The organism is Sulfitobacter sp. 1A12779, assembly GCF_043557315.1.
Classification (GTDB): Bacteria; Pseudomonadota; Alphaproteobacteria; order Rhodobacterales; family Rhodobacteraceae; genus Sulfitobacter; species Sulfitobacter faviae.
Map to the genome: position 1 here is coordinate 39,946 of NZ_JBIFFU010000018.1, position 18,089 is coordinate 58,034.

An 18,089-nucleotide genomic window follows, 5' to 3' on the forward strand; every position below is an offset into this window, starting at 1 on the left:
TGCTTGGGCGCTATGGCCCTTTTATGGCGATGGTGCGGCGCGGGGCGGTCAGCCACCCAGAAAATAGGACGCGCCTGCAAAAGCCGCGATCCCGGCGCCGATAAAGCCCAGCAGCATCAGCAGACCGTCGCGATAGAGCAGGGCCAGTCCGAAGATGGAAATCACGATCATCGGCGCGGAGGTGGCGAAGGGCACAACCTCAAGCGGGGGGACGGAAAAGCACAGGCAAAGGATGACGACGCAGGCGACCTTTTGACCGGTGGGGCCTGCGATGCGCGACAGCCGGGCCTGTAGCTTGTCGTCGATCCATTGTGAGACGGGCCGCAGCCATTCGACGGATTTCAGCACCTTGTCGGTATCCAATGTGCGCTTGCGCAGCCAGTTGGGGGCCCAGAAATGCTCATACCCCAGCAGCATCCGCAGGGCGAGAATGCCAACCAAAAGCGCCAGAGCGGTGGGAAAACCGGGAATGCCGCCCAAGGGGGTAAGCTCCATCAGCGGCAGCACGGCAAGGGCGGGGCCATAGCCGCGCTGGTCGAGCGCGTCGATCAATTGGCCAACTTCAACGGTCTCTTTCCCCTCGGAGGCGTCTTTCAACTCATCGACAACATCCGTCAGCGCCGTTGAATCCTCGGCCATGATGCGCACCCCTTTCTTGCTGCTCTGCCAAGCCAACGCGGTAGGGCAGGCTCTGTTCCCGGGGGGGCGCCAAGCAAAAGGGCGCGGAATGAACCGCGCCCTTTCGAATTTCTCTCTCGTCCCCGCGGGGCCGGTGGCTGATCAGCAGCTGTAGTACATGCCGAATTCAACGGGGTGCGGGGTCTGTTCGAATTTCAGAACTTCTTCCATCTTCAACCCGATATAGCCTTCGATCTGGTCGCGGGTGAACACGTCACCGGCCAGCAGGTAGTCCATGTCGTTGGACAGCTCGTCCAGCGCCTCGCGCAGCGAACCGGCCACTGTCGGGATGTCTGCCAGCTCTTCCGCGGGCAGGTCATAGAGGTTCTTGTCCATCGCCTCGCCCGGGTCGATCTTGTTCTTGATGCCGTCAAGGCCAGCCATCAAGAGCGCCGAGAACGCCAGATAGGGGTTCGCCGCCGGATCGGGGAAACGGGCCTCAACGCGCTTGGCCTTGGGGCTTTCGGTCCACGGAATACGCACGCAGCCCGAACGGTTACGCGCGGAGTAGGCACGCAGAACCGGCGCTTCGAAACCCGGGATCAGACGCTTGTAGCTGTTGGTCGTCGGGTTGGTGAAAGCGTTGAGCGATTTGGCGTGGGCCAGAATGCCGCCGATGAACCACAGCGCTTCTTGGCTGAGGTCGGCGTATTTGTCACCCGCAAACAGCGGCTTGCCGTCTTTCCAGATCGACATGTTCACGTGCATGCCAGAGCCGTTGTCGCCAAAGACCGGCTTCGGCATGAAGGTCGCCGATTTGCCATAGGCGTGGGCCACGTTGTGGATCACGTATTTGTACTTCTGGATTTCATCCGCCTGTTTGGTCAGCTCACCAAAGATCAGACCCAGCTCGTGCTGGCAGGAGGCAACCTCGTGGTGGTGCTTGTCGACCTTCATGCCAAGGCGCTTCATGGTAGAGAGCATCTCGGCGCGCAGGTCTTGCGCTTCGTCCACCGGGTTCACCGGGAAGTAGCCGCCTTTGAGCCCCGGGCGGTGGCCCATGTTGCCCATCTCATAGTCGGTGTCAGTGTTCCACGAGCCGTCGGATGCGTCGACTTCGTAGGATACCTTGTTGACTTCGTTCGAGAATTTGACGTTGTCAAAGAGGAAGAACTCAGCCTCGGGGCCAAAGTAGGCATTGTCGCCAATGCCCGAGGAACGCAGATAGGCTTCGGCCTTTTCCGCGGTGCCACGGGGGTCACGCTCATAGCTTTCGCCGGTGTCGGGCTCAACGATGGAGCAGTGCAGGCAGATCGTGGTTTCGGCATAGAAGGGGTCGACATAGGCGGTGCTGACGTCGGGCATTAGCTTCATGTCGGAGGCTTCGATGCTTTTCCAACCTGCGATGGAGGAGCCGTCGAACATGAAGCCTTCTTCGAGGAAGTCTTCGTCGACCAGATCGCTCACGATGGTTACGTGCTGCAAGGCGCCGCGGGTGTCGGTAAAGCGGATGTCGACATATTCGATGCCTTCATCTTTGATTTTGCTCAGGAATTCCTGGGTATCCATCGTGTAGGTCCTTTATGGTCTATTCGTAGTCTGGGCCCGAGGGCCGTTGTCAAAGCGCGTCTGAACCGGATTCACCGGTACGGATGCGAATTGTTTGTTCAACAGGGGAAACGAAGATTTTGCCGTCACCGATTTTCTCCGTCTTGGCGGCGTCGACGATGGCCTCGATAGCGGCATCGACCTGATCGTCATCCAATACCACTTCGACCTTCACTTTGGGAAGGAAATCTACAACATACTCCGCACCGCGATAGAGCTCGGTGTGGCCTTTCTGGCGGCCGAAGCCTTTCACTTCAATCACACTCAGACCTTGAACACCCACGTCTTGAAGGGCTTCTTTGACTTCGTCGAGTTTGAACGGCTTGATGATGGCTTCGATCTTTTTCATGGTAATCCCCTGACAATTCCCGCGCATTTATGCTCTGGTTTCGACAGAGCATCCCGCCCGCGTAACGTCCAGCGCCGGGCAGGGGGTAACATGGCGCGGCGGATGCATTTGCCAAGAGGCGCTGAGAATTTGCGCAATGCGCCTAAAAAATACGCATTCGTGAATCGGTCCGGGGCTGTACCTTTGGGCGGCAGTTGCTAGATCCCTTCGCATGCGTATTTCCGAGATCACCCGCGAGAGCCTGAACGTCGATTTGCTGCGCAAAGAGCCGGGGCATAAGTATGACCACGGCCATGCGCTCGTCCTATCCGGCGGGCCGGGCCAGACCGGGGCCCCGCGTATGGCGGCGCGCGGGGCGCTGCGGATCGGGGCAGGGGCCGTGACCTTGGGCGTGCCGCCCGCCGCGCAACTTGAAGCGGCGATGCAACTCACGGCGGTCATGCTGCAACGGATACCGGATGGCGCGGCATTGTCCGAAACGCTCGAAGACAGCCGGATCAACGCGCTTTGCCTCGGGCCAGCCTTGGGATTGGGCGCGCGCGCGGCAGGGCTTGTCAAAGCAGCCCTCGCCGCGCCGCATGTCGTGTTGGACGCCGATGCGATCACCCTGCTGTCGCAAGAGGCGGATCTGCGCGACGTCCTGCATGAAGGCTGCGTTTTGACCCCGCATATGGGGGAGTTCGCCCGGCTGGCCCCAGATCTTGCCGAGGCTGCGAAGGCCGAGGAGGAGGGGGCCAAGGCGCAGGCCGCCCGCGAGGCTGCCGCACGGTTCGGCTGCGTGATCCTGTTGAAAGGGCCGGAAACGATCATCGCCACGCCCGGTGGAGAAGTGCGCCGCCACAGCGCGACCCAAGACCGCGCAACCCCTTGGTTGGCCACGGCGGGGGCGGGCGATGTGTTGGCCGGGCTTATCACAGGACTGCTCGCGCGGGGGATCGCACCGCTGGAAGCGGCAACACTCGCGGCATGGATGCATGCCGAGGCGGCGCTTCTGCATGGACCGGGGCTGATCGCCGAAGATTTGCCCGACCTGATGCCGAAGGTGCTGCGCGACCTTGGGGCTTAGGCCGCGTGCAACACCGCGCCGCGGGCGCGGGCGGCATCGGCGGTGCCAAGCTCCAGCCCGTCGGCATAGATCACATGCGGGCCGTCGCAGAATATCTGGATCAAGGTCGTCTCTTCCTCCCCCAGATCGGTGATGAATTCATCGTCGACCAAGGCCCGCGCCGCGACCAGGGCGCGTTCGGAATTGAAAAGCGCCCGCGCGCGCCAATCCCGCACCAGCACCATCTGATCTCCGGCAAGCGCGACGTCCCGTTCGGGCCGCCTATGGCCCAGCGATCCCGCCGCCAGCGCGATGCGCCGCACGCTGCGGGTTGTGCGTTGAATATGAAGGATTTTTGCAAAGCCACTGTCGCGCGTAATGACACGATCCCCGACCGAGAGATACTCAACCGGGATTTCACCATCCAGCGTCAAAATAAGGGCGCCCTGCACAAGACCGGTGTCCAGCGCAGCGAAAGGGGAAAACTGCCCCCCATGGCGATCTTTGCCGCCTACGCACCCGACCGTATTCGGTTTCATGGGCGTCTCTTTCTAATGTACCTGCCTCAGGTATCACCAACCATATGCAAACATCCGGTTAATGTCTTGTGCTTTTTTGCTCTCGCATCTGCCGCGCGGGTTTGCTAATCAGCGCGGGCACCGGTTGGTGCAGTGCGGGTGTGGCGGAATTGGTAGACGCACCAGATTTAGGTTCTGGCGCCTTTGGCGTGGGGGTTCGAGTCCCTTCACCCGCACCACTTTCCCCGGTAAATCACAGAGATCGCAGGCTTTTCGCGCGTGCCCCGCTCAGCCCAGTACCGTGAGCCAAAGCCATACCGTTAGGATCGAACTGCCCGTCGCGATCAGCACGGAGCTGGCCGCCACACGGCGCGCGCGGCCGTACATATTGGCGAAAATATAGGCGTTGAACCCCGGTGCCATGGCCGCCGTCAGCACGCCGGACCTGAAACCGGCCTGCGGCAGCGACAGCATGGTGCCAAAGCTCCAGACCAGCGCGGGGTGCACCAAAAGGGCGATGGCGCAGACCATGAGGATCGCCTTCATGTCGCCTTCGGGCTTGTATTGCAGCAGCACGCCGCCAAGCGCGAAGAGCGCGGCAGGCAGGGCGGCGCGGACAATGAGCGACAGGGCGTCATCCACTACGCCGGGGATCGGCAGACCGCTGAGGTTAACGGCAAAGCCCCCAAGGATCGCCAGCACCAGCGCGTTGCGAAACATCGCCCGGCTCACATTGCGCAGCAGCGACAGGCCCGATTGCCCGCGGTTGCGCACGAATTCCATCACCGTGATGCCCAAACCGTAGCAAAAGGGCGCGTGGAACGACAGGATCGCATAGTTCCCGGCCAGCGCCTCGGGCCCGTAAGCGCGTTCGGTGATCGGCAGGCCCAGAAGGATCGAGTTTGAGAACAGGCAGCAAAACCCGATCGCCACGCTGTCTTCCCAATCGCGGCGGAACAAGAGCCGCGCGCCAAGGATGCCAAGCGCAAAACACAGCGCCGCGCCGCCGTAGAAACTGCCCAGAAGGCGCGGGTCATAGCTGCTCGACAGGTCAATGCGGGCGATGGCTTGGAACAGCAGACAGGGGATGGCGAAGTTCTGGGTGAATTTCATCACCCCATCGATGCCCGAGACGGGGAAGAGCCCGCGCCAGACCGCAACATAACCAAAGCCGATGACCAGAAAGACCGGCAGAATGACGTCTAAGAGAGTTTGCACTTGAAAGGGGCCTTATGGGGTGCGGCGGGGGCGCCGACCCTCAGGCCCGCGCCCGGCGCTGCCTAGTCTGAATGGGGAAGGGGGAAATGCAGGGTCAGCCCGTCATAGGCCGGTTGAATGTGATCCGGCGTCTCTGCGGCGACGGTGTGGTAATCAAGGTCGTTGTGCATATTGGTCAGGACCGCCGTCTGCGGCGCCACCCGGTCGATCCAGCCAAGGGTCTGCGCCAGATGGCTATGGGTCGGATGCGGCTCCCGCCGCAGGGCGTCGACGATCCAGCAGCGCAGGTTGTCCATCATCGGCCAGCAGTCCTCAGGAATGGCCGAGACATCGGGCAGGTAGACGATATCGTCAAAGCGAAAACCGAGCGCGTCGATATTGCCATGGGTGACGGTGAAGGGCGCGAATTTCAGGGTGCCACCCGGGCCGTCGATGCTGACCTCGCCGGTGATCTCATGCATGTCGAGGATGGGCGGGTAGCTCGACCATTCGGGCTGCACGAAGGCATAGCCAAACCGTTCGATCAGCGCGTCCCGCGTCGGCGCATCGGCCCAGACCGGCAGGCGCGCGCGCATGTTCATCACCACCATGCGCAAATCATCCAGCCCGTGAACGTGATCCGCGTGGGAATGGGTGTAGATCACCGCATCGAGCCGCCCGATGCCTGCGTCCAACAGCTGGGTGCGCATGTCGGGGGAGGTGTCGATCAATACGGTGGTGGTGCCTGCCTCCGTCACCCGCTCCACAAGGATCGAGCAGCGGCGGCGGGCGTTCTTGGGCTCATTCGGGTCGCAAGCGCCCCAATGGCCGCCGATCCGCGGGACCCCGCCGGAGGAGCCGCAGCCCAATATGGTCACCCGCAGGTCGGCCATCAGCGCGCAGGCTCCCAAGCGGCGGCTTTCGCGAAGAGACGCTCAAAATTCTCCTGCGTGCGGGCCGCGAAATCGGCGTAGTCGAGGCCAAAGGTCTCAGCTGCGCGGCGGGCGGTATGGGCGGTAAAGGCAGGCTCATTCGGTTTGCCGCGATGCGGCGGCGGGGCGAGATAGGGCGCGTCGGTTTCCACCAGAATACGGTCGAGCGGGGCGGCGGCGAAAATATCGCGCAGGTCCTGCGATTTGGGGAAGGCGGTGATGCCGGACATCGACAGGTAGAACCCCAGATCAAGCGCGGCACGGGCCAGTTCAGCGGAGGAGGAGAAGCAATGCATGACGCAGCTATAAGCGCCATTCGCATGTTCTTCGCGCAGGATGCGGGCCATGTCGTCATCCGCGTCGCGGGCATGGATGATCAGCGGCAAGCCACTTTCCCGCGCCGCCGCGATATGAATGCGCAGGGAGGTCTTTTGCACCTCGGCACTCTCGGCGGTGTAGTGGTAGTCGAGGCCCGTCTCACCGATGCCGACCATCTTGGGGTGCTGGGTCAGGGCGAGAAGTTCGTCGACCGAAGCCATCGGCTCTTCCGCGGCGGACATCGGGTGGGTGCCTGCGGCGTAGAACACCGGCTCATGCGCCTCGGCAATGGCCCGCACGCTGGGCTCGTTCTTTAGCCGGGTGCAGATGGTGACCATGCGGGTGACGCCCGCCTCCGCCGCGCGGGCGATGACGCCGGGCAGGTCTTCATGCAGGCTCTCGAAATCGAGGTGGCAGTGGCTGTCGGTGATCTGGGGCGTGTCGGTCATGCTGTCCTTTCGGCTATCTTGGCGCCGTCTGGCCTATCTGCCGCAGGGTATCTAGGACCAGCGCGGCAGGGTCAAGGTTCACCGCCAGCCCGTGACGGGCGCGGTCGGATATCTGCTGCGCCGCGTCGGCCCATGCGCGCCCCTGTGCGGGGCTGGGCGAAAGGCGTTGCAGCACGGCGATCTCATCGGCGCATGCGGGCTGCGCGGGCGGCGCACCGGTGGCCCCGGTGCGGGCCAGACGCACCAGCAGCAGGTCCAGCAGAGTAAAGAGCAGGTCGAGTTTCGCCTCCCCCCCGCGCTGTGCTGCGGCTTCGGCCAGTTTGATGGCGCGGCCCCGGTCAAGTTGCGGCAGCGAAGAGATCAGCCCGACGAGATCGGCATAGGTTTTCACCCCGCCCATCAGCGACAGGCGCAGCGCCCCGCCGACCGACCCGCCGGAAAGCTCGGCCAGTGCGGCGGGATCGTCTTCGACCTCCACACCCGACCCGGCCAGTGCCTCGGCCATCTGATCCGCGTCGAGCGTGCCGAGCCGCAGGGTGCGGCAGCGCGAGCGGATGGTGGGCAACAGGCTGGAGGGCTGGTGGCTGAGCAGCAGCAGAACGGCGCGTTCCGGCGGCTCCTCCAGCATCTTCAGCAGCGCGTTGGCGGCGTTGGGGTTCATCTCATCCGCGTCGTCGATGATGACAACGCGGCGGCCCCCATCGGCGGCGGACATCTGGAAAAAGCCGTTCAGCGCGCGGATGTCATCGACGACGATCTGCTTGCGCATTTTCTTGGTGTCGGGGTTCAGCGTGCGGGTGACGGACTTCAGCCCCGCCTCGGCCCCGGCGGCGACGCGGCGGGCGACAGGGTGGTCGGGGTCGATCTCAAGCGTCTCGGCCGGGGGCAAGTCGAACATCCCGCCATCCGGGTCGGGGGTCGCCAGAAGAAACCGCGCGATGCGCCATGCCAGCGTCGCCTTGCCCACACCGCGCGGGCCGGTCAGCATCCATGCGTGATGCAGTTTGCCGCTGTTGAAAGCGTCGAGAAAGGCAGCCTCGGCGGCGCTTTGGCCGATCAGTTTCGGCGTGTCGCGCGGGTGGCGGGCACCTTCCACACGGTCTGGCTGGGGGGCGTCGTCTGTCATGGCCTCGGTCTAGCATGTTTCGCCGCAGAGGGAAGCGGGCAGGGCGCGTGGATCAGCCCAATCGCGCGGTGACGCAGGCGGTCACGTCGCGGGCCACGCTGTCGATGTCGCGGCCCCCGTCGATCACATGGAAGCGGTGGTTGAATTCCTTGGCAAGGCTCAGAAAACCCGCGCGCATATTGGCTTGAAGTTCCACGCCGAAATCCTCGAACCGCTCCTCTGCCGTCTGGCGAGAGAGGGCGCGTTCAAGGCCATGGGCCGGATCCATGTCGATCAAGAGGGTCAGGTCAGGCTCCATCCCGATCATCAGCGCGTGCAGGTCATCGACCATCTGCCGCAGATCGCCGCGCGAAAGGCCCTGATACATCCGCGTGCTATCGGCGAAACGGTCGCAGATCACGACCTTTCCGGCGTCGAGCGCGGGGCGAATGGTACGTTCAAGATGATCGCGGCGGGCGGCGGTGAAGAGCAGGATTTCCGTTTGCGCCGACCAGCGGTCGGGATCACCCTGCAAGACGAGCGCACGGATCTCCTCGGCCCCCGGGCTGCCGCCCGGTTCGCGGGTCAGTACCACGTCATGGCCCTGTGCCGTCAGATGATCCGCCAAAAGCCGCGCTTGGGTGGATTTGCCAGAGCCATCAATGCCTTCGAAAGTGACGAAGAGGCCCGGCGCGCGGGCCTTCTCTGCGCTGGTCACGAAGCTTCCGCTTCCACGGTGGGGGCCGCCTGCGGGCCTGCGTTGAGGCGGTTCATCAGATGCAGCGCGGCGGCGGTCATCTTGACCATGAACCCGCCCGGCGCGATGGAGGCCGAGGCCACCAGCGGCACGCGCATGGCAGGCAATTCGCCCCGGTCGACCACCAGTTCGCCCAATTCGTCGCCCTTGCTGATCGGCGCTTGGAAAGGGCCGGTGTAGATCACCTCGGCCTCAATCTCATCCCCGCCGGTGACAGGCACCAGCATCGAGAGATCGTCCTTCAGCTCAAGTCCGACCGATTGGGTCGTGCCAAGGGCCACGGGGGCTTCGGCAATGCGGGTGCCCGCTTCGCCCAGATCCCGCTGCGTGAACTGGCGGAAGGCCCAGTTGACCACCGATTCAGCCTCCTGCGCGCGGGCAGCGGCACTGTCGAGGCCCGAAAGGACAAAGATCACCCGGCGGTCGCCCTGTTTGGCCGAACCGACAAGCCCATAGCCCGCCTCATTGGTATGCCCGGTTTTCAGGCCATCCGCGCCGATGCCCAGACCCAAAAGCGGGTTGCGGTTGGTCTTGTTCTGCGGCGCGCGGCCATCAAAGGCGAACTCACGTTCTGCAAAAAGCGGGTAGAACTGCGGGAAATCGGTGATGATGCGGTTGGCCAGCAGACCAAGGTCGCGCACTGACATCAGATGCCCCGCCTGCGGCCAGCCGTTGGAATTGGCGAAGGTGGAATTGGTCATCCCCATCTGCTGCGCGCGCTGTGTCATCAGCCGGGCAAAGCCGTATTCGGTACCATCGGGGCTCAGCGCTTCGGCAATCACGGCGCTGGCGTCATTGCCCGACAGCACGATGATCCCGCGGATCAGGTCCTCGACCGAGACGCGGTCGGTGGTGTCGAGGAACATGGTCGAGCCGCCATAGGACATGGCGTGTTCGGACACGGGCAGTTTCTCGACCAAATCGAGCCCGCCGTTCTGCTTCCCACGCTCCACGGCCTCGAAGGCCATGTAGAGCGTCATCAGCTTGGACATGGAGGCGGGCGGCAGCGGCTCATCCGCGTTCTTGGCCAGCAGCACGGTGCCGGTGGTCTGGTCCAACACATAGGCGGCGGTGGCGCGGGTATCGAAAGCGGCGGCGGGCTGGAGCGTCAGCACCAGCGCCACGGCGGCGGCAAAAAGGCGGATCATAGGAAGCATTTCCTCCGGTTTGTCAGTTCGACACGGCGTAGGCGTCGGTAAAGCCCTCGGCCTTGACCTTCTTGAGAAGGGTGTCGAGTTCGGATTTGCTGGTGGCGGGGCCGATCACCACGCGCCAGAAGGGTTTGTTGTTGATCGCGCTTTGCTTGACGGTGGGCACCATGCCCGCGCCGCGCATCTGTTTGGCGGTGCGGGTGGCATTGGCCTCCACGCTGAAGATGCCCAGCTGCACGTAGGGCTTGGACAGTTTCGCACCAGCCGCCGGGCGCGCCGGTTTCGGGGCCGCGGGGGCGGGCGGTTTGGCGCTCGCCGTGGCAGTGGCAGCGGCGCTGGCCGTCGGCGCAGGGGCCAGCGCCGTGGCGGTGACGGGGGCAGGGCTGGCAAGAGTGGCTGCAGCGTCACCGCTATTCTCGGCCTCAAAGCTCTCTTCCGGGGCGGCGCTTTCCTCGCGCCGCAGAGCGGTCACGTTCAGCGGCGCCGGAGCGCCCGCCAGAATGCCAAGCGCGGCGGCGGCATCCGAAGAGATTTGCAGTTTGGGTCCGGGCAACTCCCGCTCACGCCGGAACAGGGCACCGATAACGAATTTCCCGTTCGCCTCATTGCGCACGATCACGCGCTCAGGTTCGGTGACGTCCGGATGCGCCACCCAGACCCCGCCGAGCGAGGGGCGCCCGTCCCAAAGACCCTCATCCGTGGCTGAGAAAACCTCAGGTGCTTCGACATCACGTTCCACCAATTTGGTCGAGGTGCTGCGCGGCGCGCTGGCACCTTCGTTTGCACCGAAGGGGAGTTTGAAATCGCCGCCCTCGCAACCGGCCAGCAAACCAACTGCCAGAATGCCCACGCCCAAGCCCGCCGCGCGGCTTTTCTTGATGCGCAACGGTTGATTGTCCCTGCTCATGCCCTTGATGTCCTTGCCTGCTGTCGTCGCGCGCCGCGACCCATGTCCCGCGAGAATGTCGCGCCGTTGGATCGGCACGCCCTGCGCCCCTCTGAAAGGGGCTTTGGCGCAGAATAACCCGACCGGGCAGCGCTTGAAAAGACCGCGCAGGGCAGATCGGCGAATTTCCCCAAAGGGGTGCGGGGGGCTGGCCGCGAAAATGTGCGTTTGCCGAATCGATCCCGGCGCTCTAGGAGGAGCGTGCTGCGGAGGAGTGGCAGAGTGGTCGAATGCACCGGTCTTGAAAACCGGCGTGCGTGAGAGCGTACCGTGGGTTCGAATCCCACCTCCTCCGCCAAAATAGCTTTTTGTTTGATTTCGGTGGGCTGCTTTCAGCGAATTTTTTCTTTCGCCTGTAACGCTTTAACGGTTATCTGTGGTTGCCTTGAGTTTCTCTCGGTTGTGCCTATATTCGTTACTTGAGTGGTATAGAATGTGGTATTTGTGAGATGGCGCTGTCTGGCAAACTGACAAAGAAGTTGGTCGAAAATCTTGGCCCAGGGCGTCATGGCGATGGCAACGGCCTTTATCTAGTGGTCGATCCGTTGGGCGCACGACGCTGGATCGTACGGGTGGTCGTGAAGGGCCAGAAGAATAAGAAGGGCGCTCCGCTGCGCACCGATTTTGGTCTTGGAGGCGCGGATATTGTCACGTTGAACCAAGCGCGCGAGCGGGCACTAGAATATCGTCGGATGGCCAAGCAGGGGCTGAACCCGCGCTTCAGTGCACGCCAAGAGGTGCCAACGTTCGAACAGGTGGCGCAGCAGGTCCATATTGATAGGATGCCCACATGGAAAAATGCCAAACATGGTCAGCAATGGACGTGTCGCGGTTTGATGCCGCTCCTTTGATAGCATTTATTGCAACAAAGGAGACTGACTATGGGAACGAAACGGACGGACGAATTCCGGGCTGAAGCGGTGCGGATCGCGTTGACGAGCGGGCTGACACGCAAACAGGTGGCATCGGATTTGGGCGTCGGGCTTTCGACGCTGAACAAGTGGGTGACGGCGCTTCGTGACACCGATGTTGTGTCGGAGAAGGATCTGGACCTTGCCCGTGAGAATGAACGGCTTCGGAGAGAGAACCGCATTCTCAAGGAGGAGCGGGATATTCTAAAAAACCGTTCCGGGCCGTTGCCCGCCTGTGCGCGGTAGGAACAGCTTGTGCTATGCTGCGACTGAAGGGCAGTTGCCGATGGCTTATTGGTGGGCTGGACCCCGTTAAAAAACGTGGCACATGGGCTGATGCGCACTTGAGAGTGGTGACGCCGCCATCGCGGTGATCCCGGTTAGGAAGATGACGAACTTGCATGGCCCACGCCCTTCGAATTGAACGGAGGAGATGCCATGACAAAGTCCAAGACCGGCGGCCACCCGGATTTGAAGATGGTCAACCCCAATGCGGCTGCGATCGACATCGGCTCGACCATGCACATGGCGGCTGTGAACCCTGACGCAGATATTATGCCAGTGCGCGCCTTTGGGACTTTCACTCAGGATTTGCACGACCTTGCCGACTGGTTCCGGTCCTGCAATGTCACCAGCGTGGCCATGGAATCGACCGGCGTTTACTGGATCCCGGCCTTCGAGATCCTGGAAGCGCATGGCTTCGAGGTCATCCTTGTGAATGCCCGCTACGCCAAGAACGTGCCAGGCCGCAAAACCGATGTGAGCGACGCGGGATGGCTGCGCCAACTGCATTCCTACGGCCTGCTCCGCGGCAGTTTCCGCCCTGAGGCGGAGATCGCCACCCTGCGCGCCTACATGCGGCAACGGGAACGGCTCACCGAGTATGCCGCCGCTCACATCCAGCACATGCAGAAGGCGTTGATGGAGATGAACCTTCAACTGCATCATGTCGTCTCCGACATCACGGGCGCGACGGGCATGCGGATCATCCGTGCCATTGTCGCTGGCGAGCGTGATCCGGAGGTTCTTGCCGCGTTCCGGGATATTCGCTGCAAATCCTCGATAGAGACGATCAAGGCCGCGCTGGTCGGCAACGACCGTGAGGAGCATGTCTTTGCCCTAACACAGTCGCTTGAGCTTTATGATTTTTACAAAGCGCAGATCGAGGCGTGCGACCGAAGGCTGGAGGCGGCGGTTGGGGCACTGACGGTCCGAGCTGACGATGATCTGGCTCCGCTGCCCAAGGCGCGGATCAAAGGCAAGCAGCACAATGCGCCGTCCTTCGATGTGCGTGCCGCACTTTACGGGGTGTTGGGCACGGACCTCACGCAGATCCACGGGCTTGGACCATCGCTGGCCCTTAAGTTGGTGGCTGAATGCGGCACGGACCTGCGCGCTTGGAAAAGCGCCAAGCACTTCACGTCTTGGCTCTGTTTGGCCCCGGGCAACAAAATCTCTGGTGGCAAGCTGCTGTCTTCTCGGACACGCCGAACCTCCAGTCGCGCCGCGGCACTCCTGCGCCTGGCGGCAGTAACGATTGGCCGAAGCGACACGGCCCTGGGCGCGTTTTACCGCCGACTGTCATCGCGGATAGGCAAGCAAAAGGCGGTTACGGCCACGGCGCGCAAGATTGCAGTCTTGTTCTACAACGCAATCCGCCATGGCATGGCCTATCAGGATCAAGGTGCAGCGGCCTATGATGAACGACATCGGAAACGCGTGCTCTCCAACCTTCAACGGCGCGCCAAGACCCTCGGTTTTGCATTGAAGCCCATTCCCGAGGCCGCGGCTGTTTCTTAGGAAGCGCCAAGCACTTCACGTCTTGGCTCTGTTTGGCCCCGGGCAACAAAATCTCTGGTGGCAAGCTGCTGTCTTCTCGGACACGCCGAACCTCCAGTCGCGCCGCGGCACTCCTGCGCCTGGCGGCAGTAACGATTGGCCGAAGCGACACGGCCCTGGGCGCGTTTTACCGCCGACTGTCATCGCGGATAGGCAAGCAAAAGGCGGTTACGGCCACGGCGCGCAAGATTGCAGTCTTGTTCTACAACGCAATCCGCCATGGCATGGCCTATCAGGATCAAGGTGCAGCGGCCTATGATGAACGACATCGGAAACGCGTGCTCTCCAACCTTCAACGGCGCGCCAAGACCCTCGGTTTTGCATTGAAGCCCATTCCCGAGGCCGCGGCTGTTTCTTAGGAAGGCCACAGCCTTCTTCGCGAGCCAAAAGTCATGAGGTTCCGGTTCATCGAAGAGCATGGCTGCGACTTCCCGACTACCCGCCTGTGTCAGGTTCTGGATGTCAGCCAACGAGGCTTACGTGCCTATCGCAGCCGTCCGGCCAGTCAACGGCAGCGGACCGACATGGTCGTTCTGGCCCATATCAAGGAACAATCGCGGCTCAGCCTGGGCAGCTATGGCCGCCCCAGAATGACCGAGGTGTTGAAAGAACTGGGCCTGAACGTCGGCCATCGTCGGGTCGGTAGACTGATGCGTGAGAACGGCATACGTGTTGAAAGGTCAAAGAAATATAAGGTCACGACGGACAGTAATCATGCGTTTAACATCGCGCCGAACCTGTTGAACCGGGACTTCCGCGCAAATCACCCGAACCAGAAATGGGCAGGTGACATCAGCTATGTCTGGACGCGTGAAGGATGGTTGTATCTGGCAGTGATCCTGGACCTGCATTCCCGGCGCGTGATCGGCTGGGCGGTGAGCAATCGCATGAAGCGCGACCTGGCGATCCGTGCACTGAAGATGGCCATCGCTCTTCGGCAACCGCCCAAAGGCTGCATCCACCATACAGATCGCGGAAGCCAATACTGTTCTCACGATTATCAAAAGCTCCTGCGCCAGCATGGCTTCCAGGTATCGATGAGCGGTAAAGGCAATTGTTATGACAACGCCGCCGTTGAAACATTTTTCAAAACAATCAAGGCTGAGCTGATCTGGCGCCAGTCTTGGCCAACGCGACGGGCAGCAGAGATGGCAATCTTCAACTACATAAACGGCTTCTACAATCCGCGCCGAAGACACTCGGCCTTAGGCGGAAAAAGCCCCGTCGCTTTCGAAAGGAAAGTGGCTTAAACGAGCACTTGGGGCGGCACGAATACGTGACAGGACCACTCCATAGGCGAAATAACATGGATTTGAGGAACTCCCAGAAGGGAAACTCTCGCCAAATTGCTACTGTCATGACGTCGAAACATAGGTTTTTTGTCTTCCTGTCGACTACGTTTTTACCTGATCAAACAACTGTCTCAATAGCGTTAGAAAGTGCTGAGTATTTGGCTGTTCTCTCTTCGCGCACACACATAGTGTGGGCGCTTGCACAAGGTGGAACTTTGGAAGATCGACCTCGCTACAACAAATCGCGCTGCTTCGATCCCTTCCCCTTTCCTATTCTTACTGGCGACCAGAAACCTCACCTGCGCCAGCTTGGCGAAGACCTCGACGCGCATCGCAAGCGCCAGCAGGCGGCCCACCCCAAGCTGACCCTGACCCAGATGTATAACGTGTTGGAAAAGCTACGCGCGGGGGACACCATCGAAGGTAAGGACAAGGACATCTATGACCAAGGCCTGATCGGTATCCTGCGCGACTTGCACGACGAGATTGATGCCGCCGTTGCAGATGCTTATGGCTGGTCTGCGGACTTGAGTGACGAGGAAATTCTCTTCCGCCTTGTCGCCCTCAAAAAAGAGAGCGCAGAGGAAGAGGCGCGCGGCCACATCCGCTGGCTCCGCCCCGACTATCAAAACCCCACAGGCCAGCAAGTTGCCAAAGGCAAAACCGGCAATATGGACCTTGGCGTGGTCGCCAAGATCGAAAAGGCCCCGTGGCCCAAAACCATGCCTGAACAAATCGCCGCCGTGCGCGAAGCCCTTACCGAGATGGGCGAAGCCAACCCCGAACAAATCGCCCGCCGCTTTGTCCGCGCAAGGGCAGGGACCGTCGAGCCGCTTATGGAAAGTCTGGCCGTGCTTGGTCAGGCAGAGAAGGGCGGGGATGGTCGGTTTGCGGCCTAAACAACTGCGCCGCCGGATCAGGCAACTAGATGCAAATTCACCGCGCTACCGCGAGTTGGAGTTAGTGTTGCAGGAAGGCGTTGGATTTGGCGGGGCGTGGTATTCCAGCCAGAAGGAGCATTGGTTGGGATGGTTGGGCGAATATGACGGACCGGGCGCGTATGGTCGGGCAAATATTCCCAACCGCGATGCACGTTTTGTCTACAATCACATTCAATGCGCCCCAATGCTGTTTTGGTTAGCAGAGGCGGTTCATGTCCCCAGTGATGATCTTGACTGTGCTTTCGAGGCAGTAGTCACCGCTCCAAAGCGAAACGCGAGCCAATGCGCTGCTCTGAGGAGGTTCTTGCCTTGGGAAAATGTTAGCGAGAAATTAATTGATCGAACACATGGGGCCTTTTGGTGTCGGTTTCGAATGAACTCAACGCGATAGAGAAGAAAAGAACCACACCTCTTACAAGCCAGACCATGCTGTAAATGTCGATCACAGTTGGCTCCGTCGCATGTTTGACGGAGCCGCTTCGCTGGAACTAAATGCTGCCGTCCGTCCTAAGCGCGGCGAAGTTCCGGTTCGAGCCCAACTCAACCAATGCTGCGGTAGCGTCGATGGTCCGCTATTCAGGAACGGTTGGAAGCTCGATCCCGGGCGCGTGCAGACCACTGGGCGAGCGTGTGAACACCTCGAAACCGTCCGATGTTACGCCAATCGAATGCTCGAATTGTGCCGATAGGGATTTGTCACGTGTTACGGCCGTCCAATCGTCTGCAAGCATTTTCACCTCGCCGCGCCCCAGATTGATCATCGGCTCAACCGTAAAGATCATGCCCTCTCTCAGTTCCAATCCGGTTCCAGCTTTGCCAAAGTTCAGGATGTCGGGGGAGTCATGGAAGACCCGTCCGATGCCGTGGCCGCAGAATTCGCGGACTACCGAGCAGCGTTCCGAATATGCGTAGGTCTGTATTGCATGGCCGATATCACCTAATCGCGCCCCAGGACGAACGACCCTGATCCCCTGCATCATGGCCTCATGGGCAATCTCGATAAGACGCTCAGCCTTGCGTTTCGGCTTTCCGACCACATACATCCGACTTGAATCGCCATGCCATCCGTCCAAGATCAGTGTGACGTCAACATTCACGATATCGCCGTCCCGTAACTTCTTCTCGTTTGGGAAACCGTGGCAGACCACATGGTTGACCGATGTGCAGCAGGCATATGGATAGCCTTTATAGCCCAACGTCGCCGGTGTGGCGTCGTGCTTGGCCGCGAAGTTGAGAACGAAGGTATTGATGTGCGATAAGGCTGTGCCAGCGCAGATAAGATCCGCTATGTCGTCGAGGCATCTCGCGGTTAAGTCACCTGCGCAGCGCATACCCTCAAAAGCGTCAGGCCCATAAAGTTTGATGCTCTCGGTTCTACGGGCATGCTCTGCCTTAGGTGAAGCACAGACGTCTATATATCTATCCATAACAAGGTCACTCTGAAATTCTCTTCGTGGCAACCGCAGTCAGATTGACCCTGAGGCGTCGCGACATTATACGGTTCATGAGCGGTTTATACACGTTTCATATACACTAAGATTGGGAGACGCGTCGATGGGTATCGTAAAGATAGGGGACGAAATGCATGAGGAACTGCGCAAGTCCAGTTCAGTCATGTGCCGCTCAATCAATGCGCAAGCTGAATTCTGGATGAAGGTAGGCATGCTTGCTGAAGCAAATCCAACCTTGCCATTTACAGAAATCATGGCGCGGCAACGCAGGAACGCCGATGTGCAGGTTCCGGAGATCGAAGCAGCCTGATACCTGACCTTGTCACTTCGAGGAAGAAAGCGGTCGTCTGTCTGGCATAATCTAACGGCGGCTTTGTCCGCTGTGCGAACCTTGATGTGTCGTGCGGCAAACATCCGCAGTGAGCCCAAATTGACCGTGCTGCGCACGATACGAATTTCTGCTTTGATGACTAAGGTTACAGGAAGAGCATTCCAATAGCCCCTAACAAACTTCTGATAAGTGCGGCATTATCAAGTAAATCACAGTAGGAACCGACCTTCATGACATCTTTGCCTTTCGCCGGAATGAGCTACTCCCCATCTCTTGGACAGGATCTGGCGTAAATTAAGCTACTCGTTGCACCTGCTGATCGGGTTGGTTG

18 protein-coding genes, 2 tRNA genes and 2 pseudogenes are annotated in these 18,089 nt (G+C 60.8%); 10 read left to right on the forward strand and 12 right to left on the reverse strand.

The annotated features are described in order from the left end of the window. Window positions 1-48 precede the first annotated feature (48 nt). From ACGYLQ_RS16620 to ACGYLQ_RS16630, 3 genes are all read right to left on the reverse strand, one after another. Window positions 49-639: an exopolysaccharide biosynthesis protein gene (locus tag ACGYLQ_RS16620; RefSeq protein WP_394443973.1), complete on the reverse strand. Its 591-nt coding sequence runs from the start codon at window positions 637-639 to the stop codon at window positions 49-51. Between the two features lie 141 nt (window positions 640-780). Beyond that, the gene (glnA, locus tag ACGYLQ_RS16625; RefSeq protein WP_168613076.1) at window positions 781-2,187 is read right to left on the reverse strand and encodes a type I glutamate--ammonia ligase; all 1,407 of its coding nucleotides are present in this window, start codon (window positions 2,185-2,187) and stop codon (window positions 781-783) included. Window positions 2,188-2,236: 49 nt separating this feature from the next. Then, on the reverse strand, window positions 2,237-2,575 hold the full coding sequence (locus ACGYLQ_RS16630; protein ID WP_067266338.1) for a P-II family nitrogen regulator: 339 nt from the start codon (window positions 2,573-2,575) through the stop codon (window positions 2,237-2,239). A gap of 211 nt (window positions 2,576-2,786) precedes the next feature. Between ACGYLQ_RS16630 and ACGYLQ_RS16635 the strand changes: the two genes are divergently transcribed. Continuing rightward, on the forward strand, window positions 2,787-3,641 hold the full coding sequence (locus tag ACGYLQ_RS16635; protein WP_394443974.1) for an NAD(P)H-hydrate dehydratase: 855 nt from the start codon (window positions 2,787-2,789) through the stop codon (window positions 3,639-3,641). Here the strand turns inward: ACGYLQ_RS16635 and ACGYLQ_RS16640 are convergent. After that, a complete protein-coding gene (locus ACGYLQ_RS16640) occupies window positions 3,638-4,159 on the reverse strand; it encodes a Hint domain-containing protein (protein WP_394443975.1) in 522 nt (173 codons plus the stop codon). The two genes, ACGYLQ_RS16635 and ACGYLQ_RS16640, sit on opposite strands and share 4 nt — an antisense overlap. Before the next feature lie 134 nt (window positions 4,160-4,293). On the opposite strand from ACGYLQ_RS16640, the gene ACGYLQ_RS16645 reads away from it, so the two are divergent. Continuing rightward, window positions 4,294-4,377: transfer RNA gene (locus ACGYLQ_RS16645), tRNA-Leu, on the forward strand. Window positions 4,378-4,426: 49 nt separating this feature from the next. On the opposite strand, the gene ACGYLQ_RS16650 is transcribed toward ACGYLQ_RS16645, so the two are convergent. The 7 genes from ACGYLQ_RS16650 to ACGYLQ_RS16680 form a co-directional block, all read right to left on the reverse strand. Next, on the reverse strand, window positions 4,427-5,356 hold the full coding sequence (locus tag ACGYLQ_RS16650; RefSeq protein WP_067266328.1) for an AEC family transporter: 930 nt from the start codon (window positions 5,354-5,356) through the stop codon (window positions 4,427-4,429). A gap of 62 nt (window positions 5,357-5,418) precedes the next feature. After that, window positions 5,419-6,228, reverse strand: a complete 810-nt coding sequence (locus tag ACGYLQ_RS16655; RefSeq protein ID WP_394443976.1) for an MBL fold metallo-hydrolase — start codon at window positions 6,226-6,228, stop codon at window positions 5,419-5,421. Next, window positions 6,228-7,034 carry a TatD family hydrolase gene (locus tag ACGYLQ_RS16660; RefSeq protein WP_394443978.1) on the reverse strand — a complete coding sequence of 269 codons (807 nt, stop codon included), beginning with the start codon at window positions 7,032-7,034 and terminating at the stop codon, window positions 6,228-6,230. The genes ACGYLQ_RS16655 and ACGYLQ_RS16660 overlap by 1 nt, the downstream gene beginning before the upstream one ends. A gap of 13 nt (window positions 7,035-7,047) precedes the next feature. Next, window positions 7,048-8,160, reverse strand: a complete 1,113-nt coding sequence (locus ACGYLQ_RS16665) for a DNA polymerase III subunit delta' (protein WP_394443979.1) — start codon at window positions 8,158-8,160, stop codon at window positions 7,048-7,050. Window positions 8,161-8,212: 52 nt separating this feature from the next. Next, entirely contained in the window at window positions 8,213-8,857 is a 645-nt protein-coding gene (gene tmk / locus ACGYLQ_RS16670) for a dTMP kinase (protein ID WP_394443980.1), read from the reverse strand. After that, window positions 8,854-10,044 (reverse strand): D-alanyl-D-alanine carboxypeptidase family protein, encoded by a 1,191-nt coding sequence (locus tag ACGYLQ_RS16675; protein WP_394413283.1) that lies wholly within the window; start codon window positions 10,042-10,044, stop codon window positions 8,854-8,856. Before ACGYLQ_RS16675 ends, tmk begins: the two co-directional genes overlap by 4 nt. 22 nt (window positions 10,045-10,066) lie before the next feature. Next, on the reverse strand, window positions 10,067-10,954 hold the full coding sequence (locus ACGYLQ_RS16680) for an SPOR domain-containing protein (protein WP_394443982.1): 888 nt from the start codon (window positions 10,952-10,954) through the stop codon (window positions 10,067-10,069). 247 nt (window positions 10,955-11,201) lie between these two features. Here ACGYLQ_RS16680 and ACGYLQ_RS16685 point away from each other — a divergent pair. The 7 genes and pseudogenes from ACGYLQ_RS16685 (at window position 11,202) to ACGYLQ_RS16715 (ending at window position 15,934) form a co-directional block, all read left to right on the forward strand. Further along, a tRNA-Ser gene (locus tag ACGYLQ_RS16685) sits at window positions 11,202-11,291 on the forward strand. Window positions 11,292-11,442: 151 nt separating this feature from the next. After that, window positions 11,443-11,844 carry an Arm DNA-binding domain-containing protein gene (locus ACGYLQ_RS16690; RefSeq protein ID WP_394443983.1) on the forward strand — a complete coding sequence of 134 codons (402 nt, stop codon included), beginning with the start codon at window positions 11,443-11,445 and terminating at the stop codon, window positions 11,842-11,844. Between the two features lie 30 nt (window positions 11,845-11,874). Further along, window positions 11,875-12,114: pseudogene (locus ACGYLQ_RS16695) on the forward strand (transposase); the annotation flags it as partial. 267 nt (window positions 12,115-12,381) lie between these two features. Beyond that, entirely contained in the window at window positions 12,382-13,704 is a 1,323-nt protein-coding gene (locus ACGYLQ_RS16700) for an IS110 family transposase (RefSeq protein WP_394443990.1), read from the forward strand. After that, window positions 13,668-14,102: a transposase gene (locus ACGYLQ_RS16705; RefSeq protein WP_394443991.1), complete on the forward strand. Its 435-nt coding sequence runs from the start codon at window positions 13,668-13,670 to the stop codon at window positions 14,100-14,102. Before ACGYLQ_RS16700 ends, ACGYLQ_RS16705 begins: the two co-directional genes overlap by 37 nt. A 15-nt stretch (window positions 14,103-14,117) precedes the next feature. Continuing rightward, a pseudogene (locus ACGYLQ_RS16710) lies at window positions 14,118-14,993 on the forward strand (IS3 family transposase); the annotation flags it as partial. Between the two features lie 56 nt (window positions 14,994-15,049). Continuing rightward, window positions 15,050-15,934, forward strand: coding sequence for a type IIL restriction-modification enzyme MmeI (locus tag ACGYLQ_RS16715; RefSeq protein WP_394443985.1), 885 nt, complete (start codon window positions 15,050-15,052; stop codon window positions 15,932-15,934). A 614-nt stretch (window positions 15,935-16,548) separates the two neighbouring features. On the opposite strand, the gene map is transcribed toward ACGYLQ_RS16715, so the two are convergent. Continuing rightward, a complete protein-coding gene (gene map / locus ACGYLQ_RS16720) occupies window positions 16,549-17,403 on the reverse strand; it encodes a type I methionyl aminopeptidase (RefSeq protein WP_394443986.1) in 855 nt (284 codons plus the stop codon). Window positions 17,404-17,530: 127 nt separating this feature from the next. Here map and ACGYLQ_RS16725 point away from each other — a divergent pair, with 127 nt between their 5' ends. Continuing rightward, on the forward strand, window positions 17,531-17,737 hold the full coding sequence (locus ACGYLQ_RS16725) for a ParD-like family protein (RefSeq protein ID WP_394443988.1): 207 nt from the start codon (window positions 17,531-17,533) through the stop codon (window positions 17,735-17,737). The last annotated feature ends 352 nt before the right edge of the window (window positions 17,738-18,089 follow it).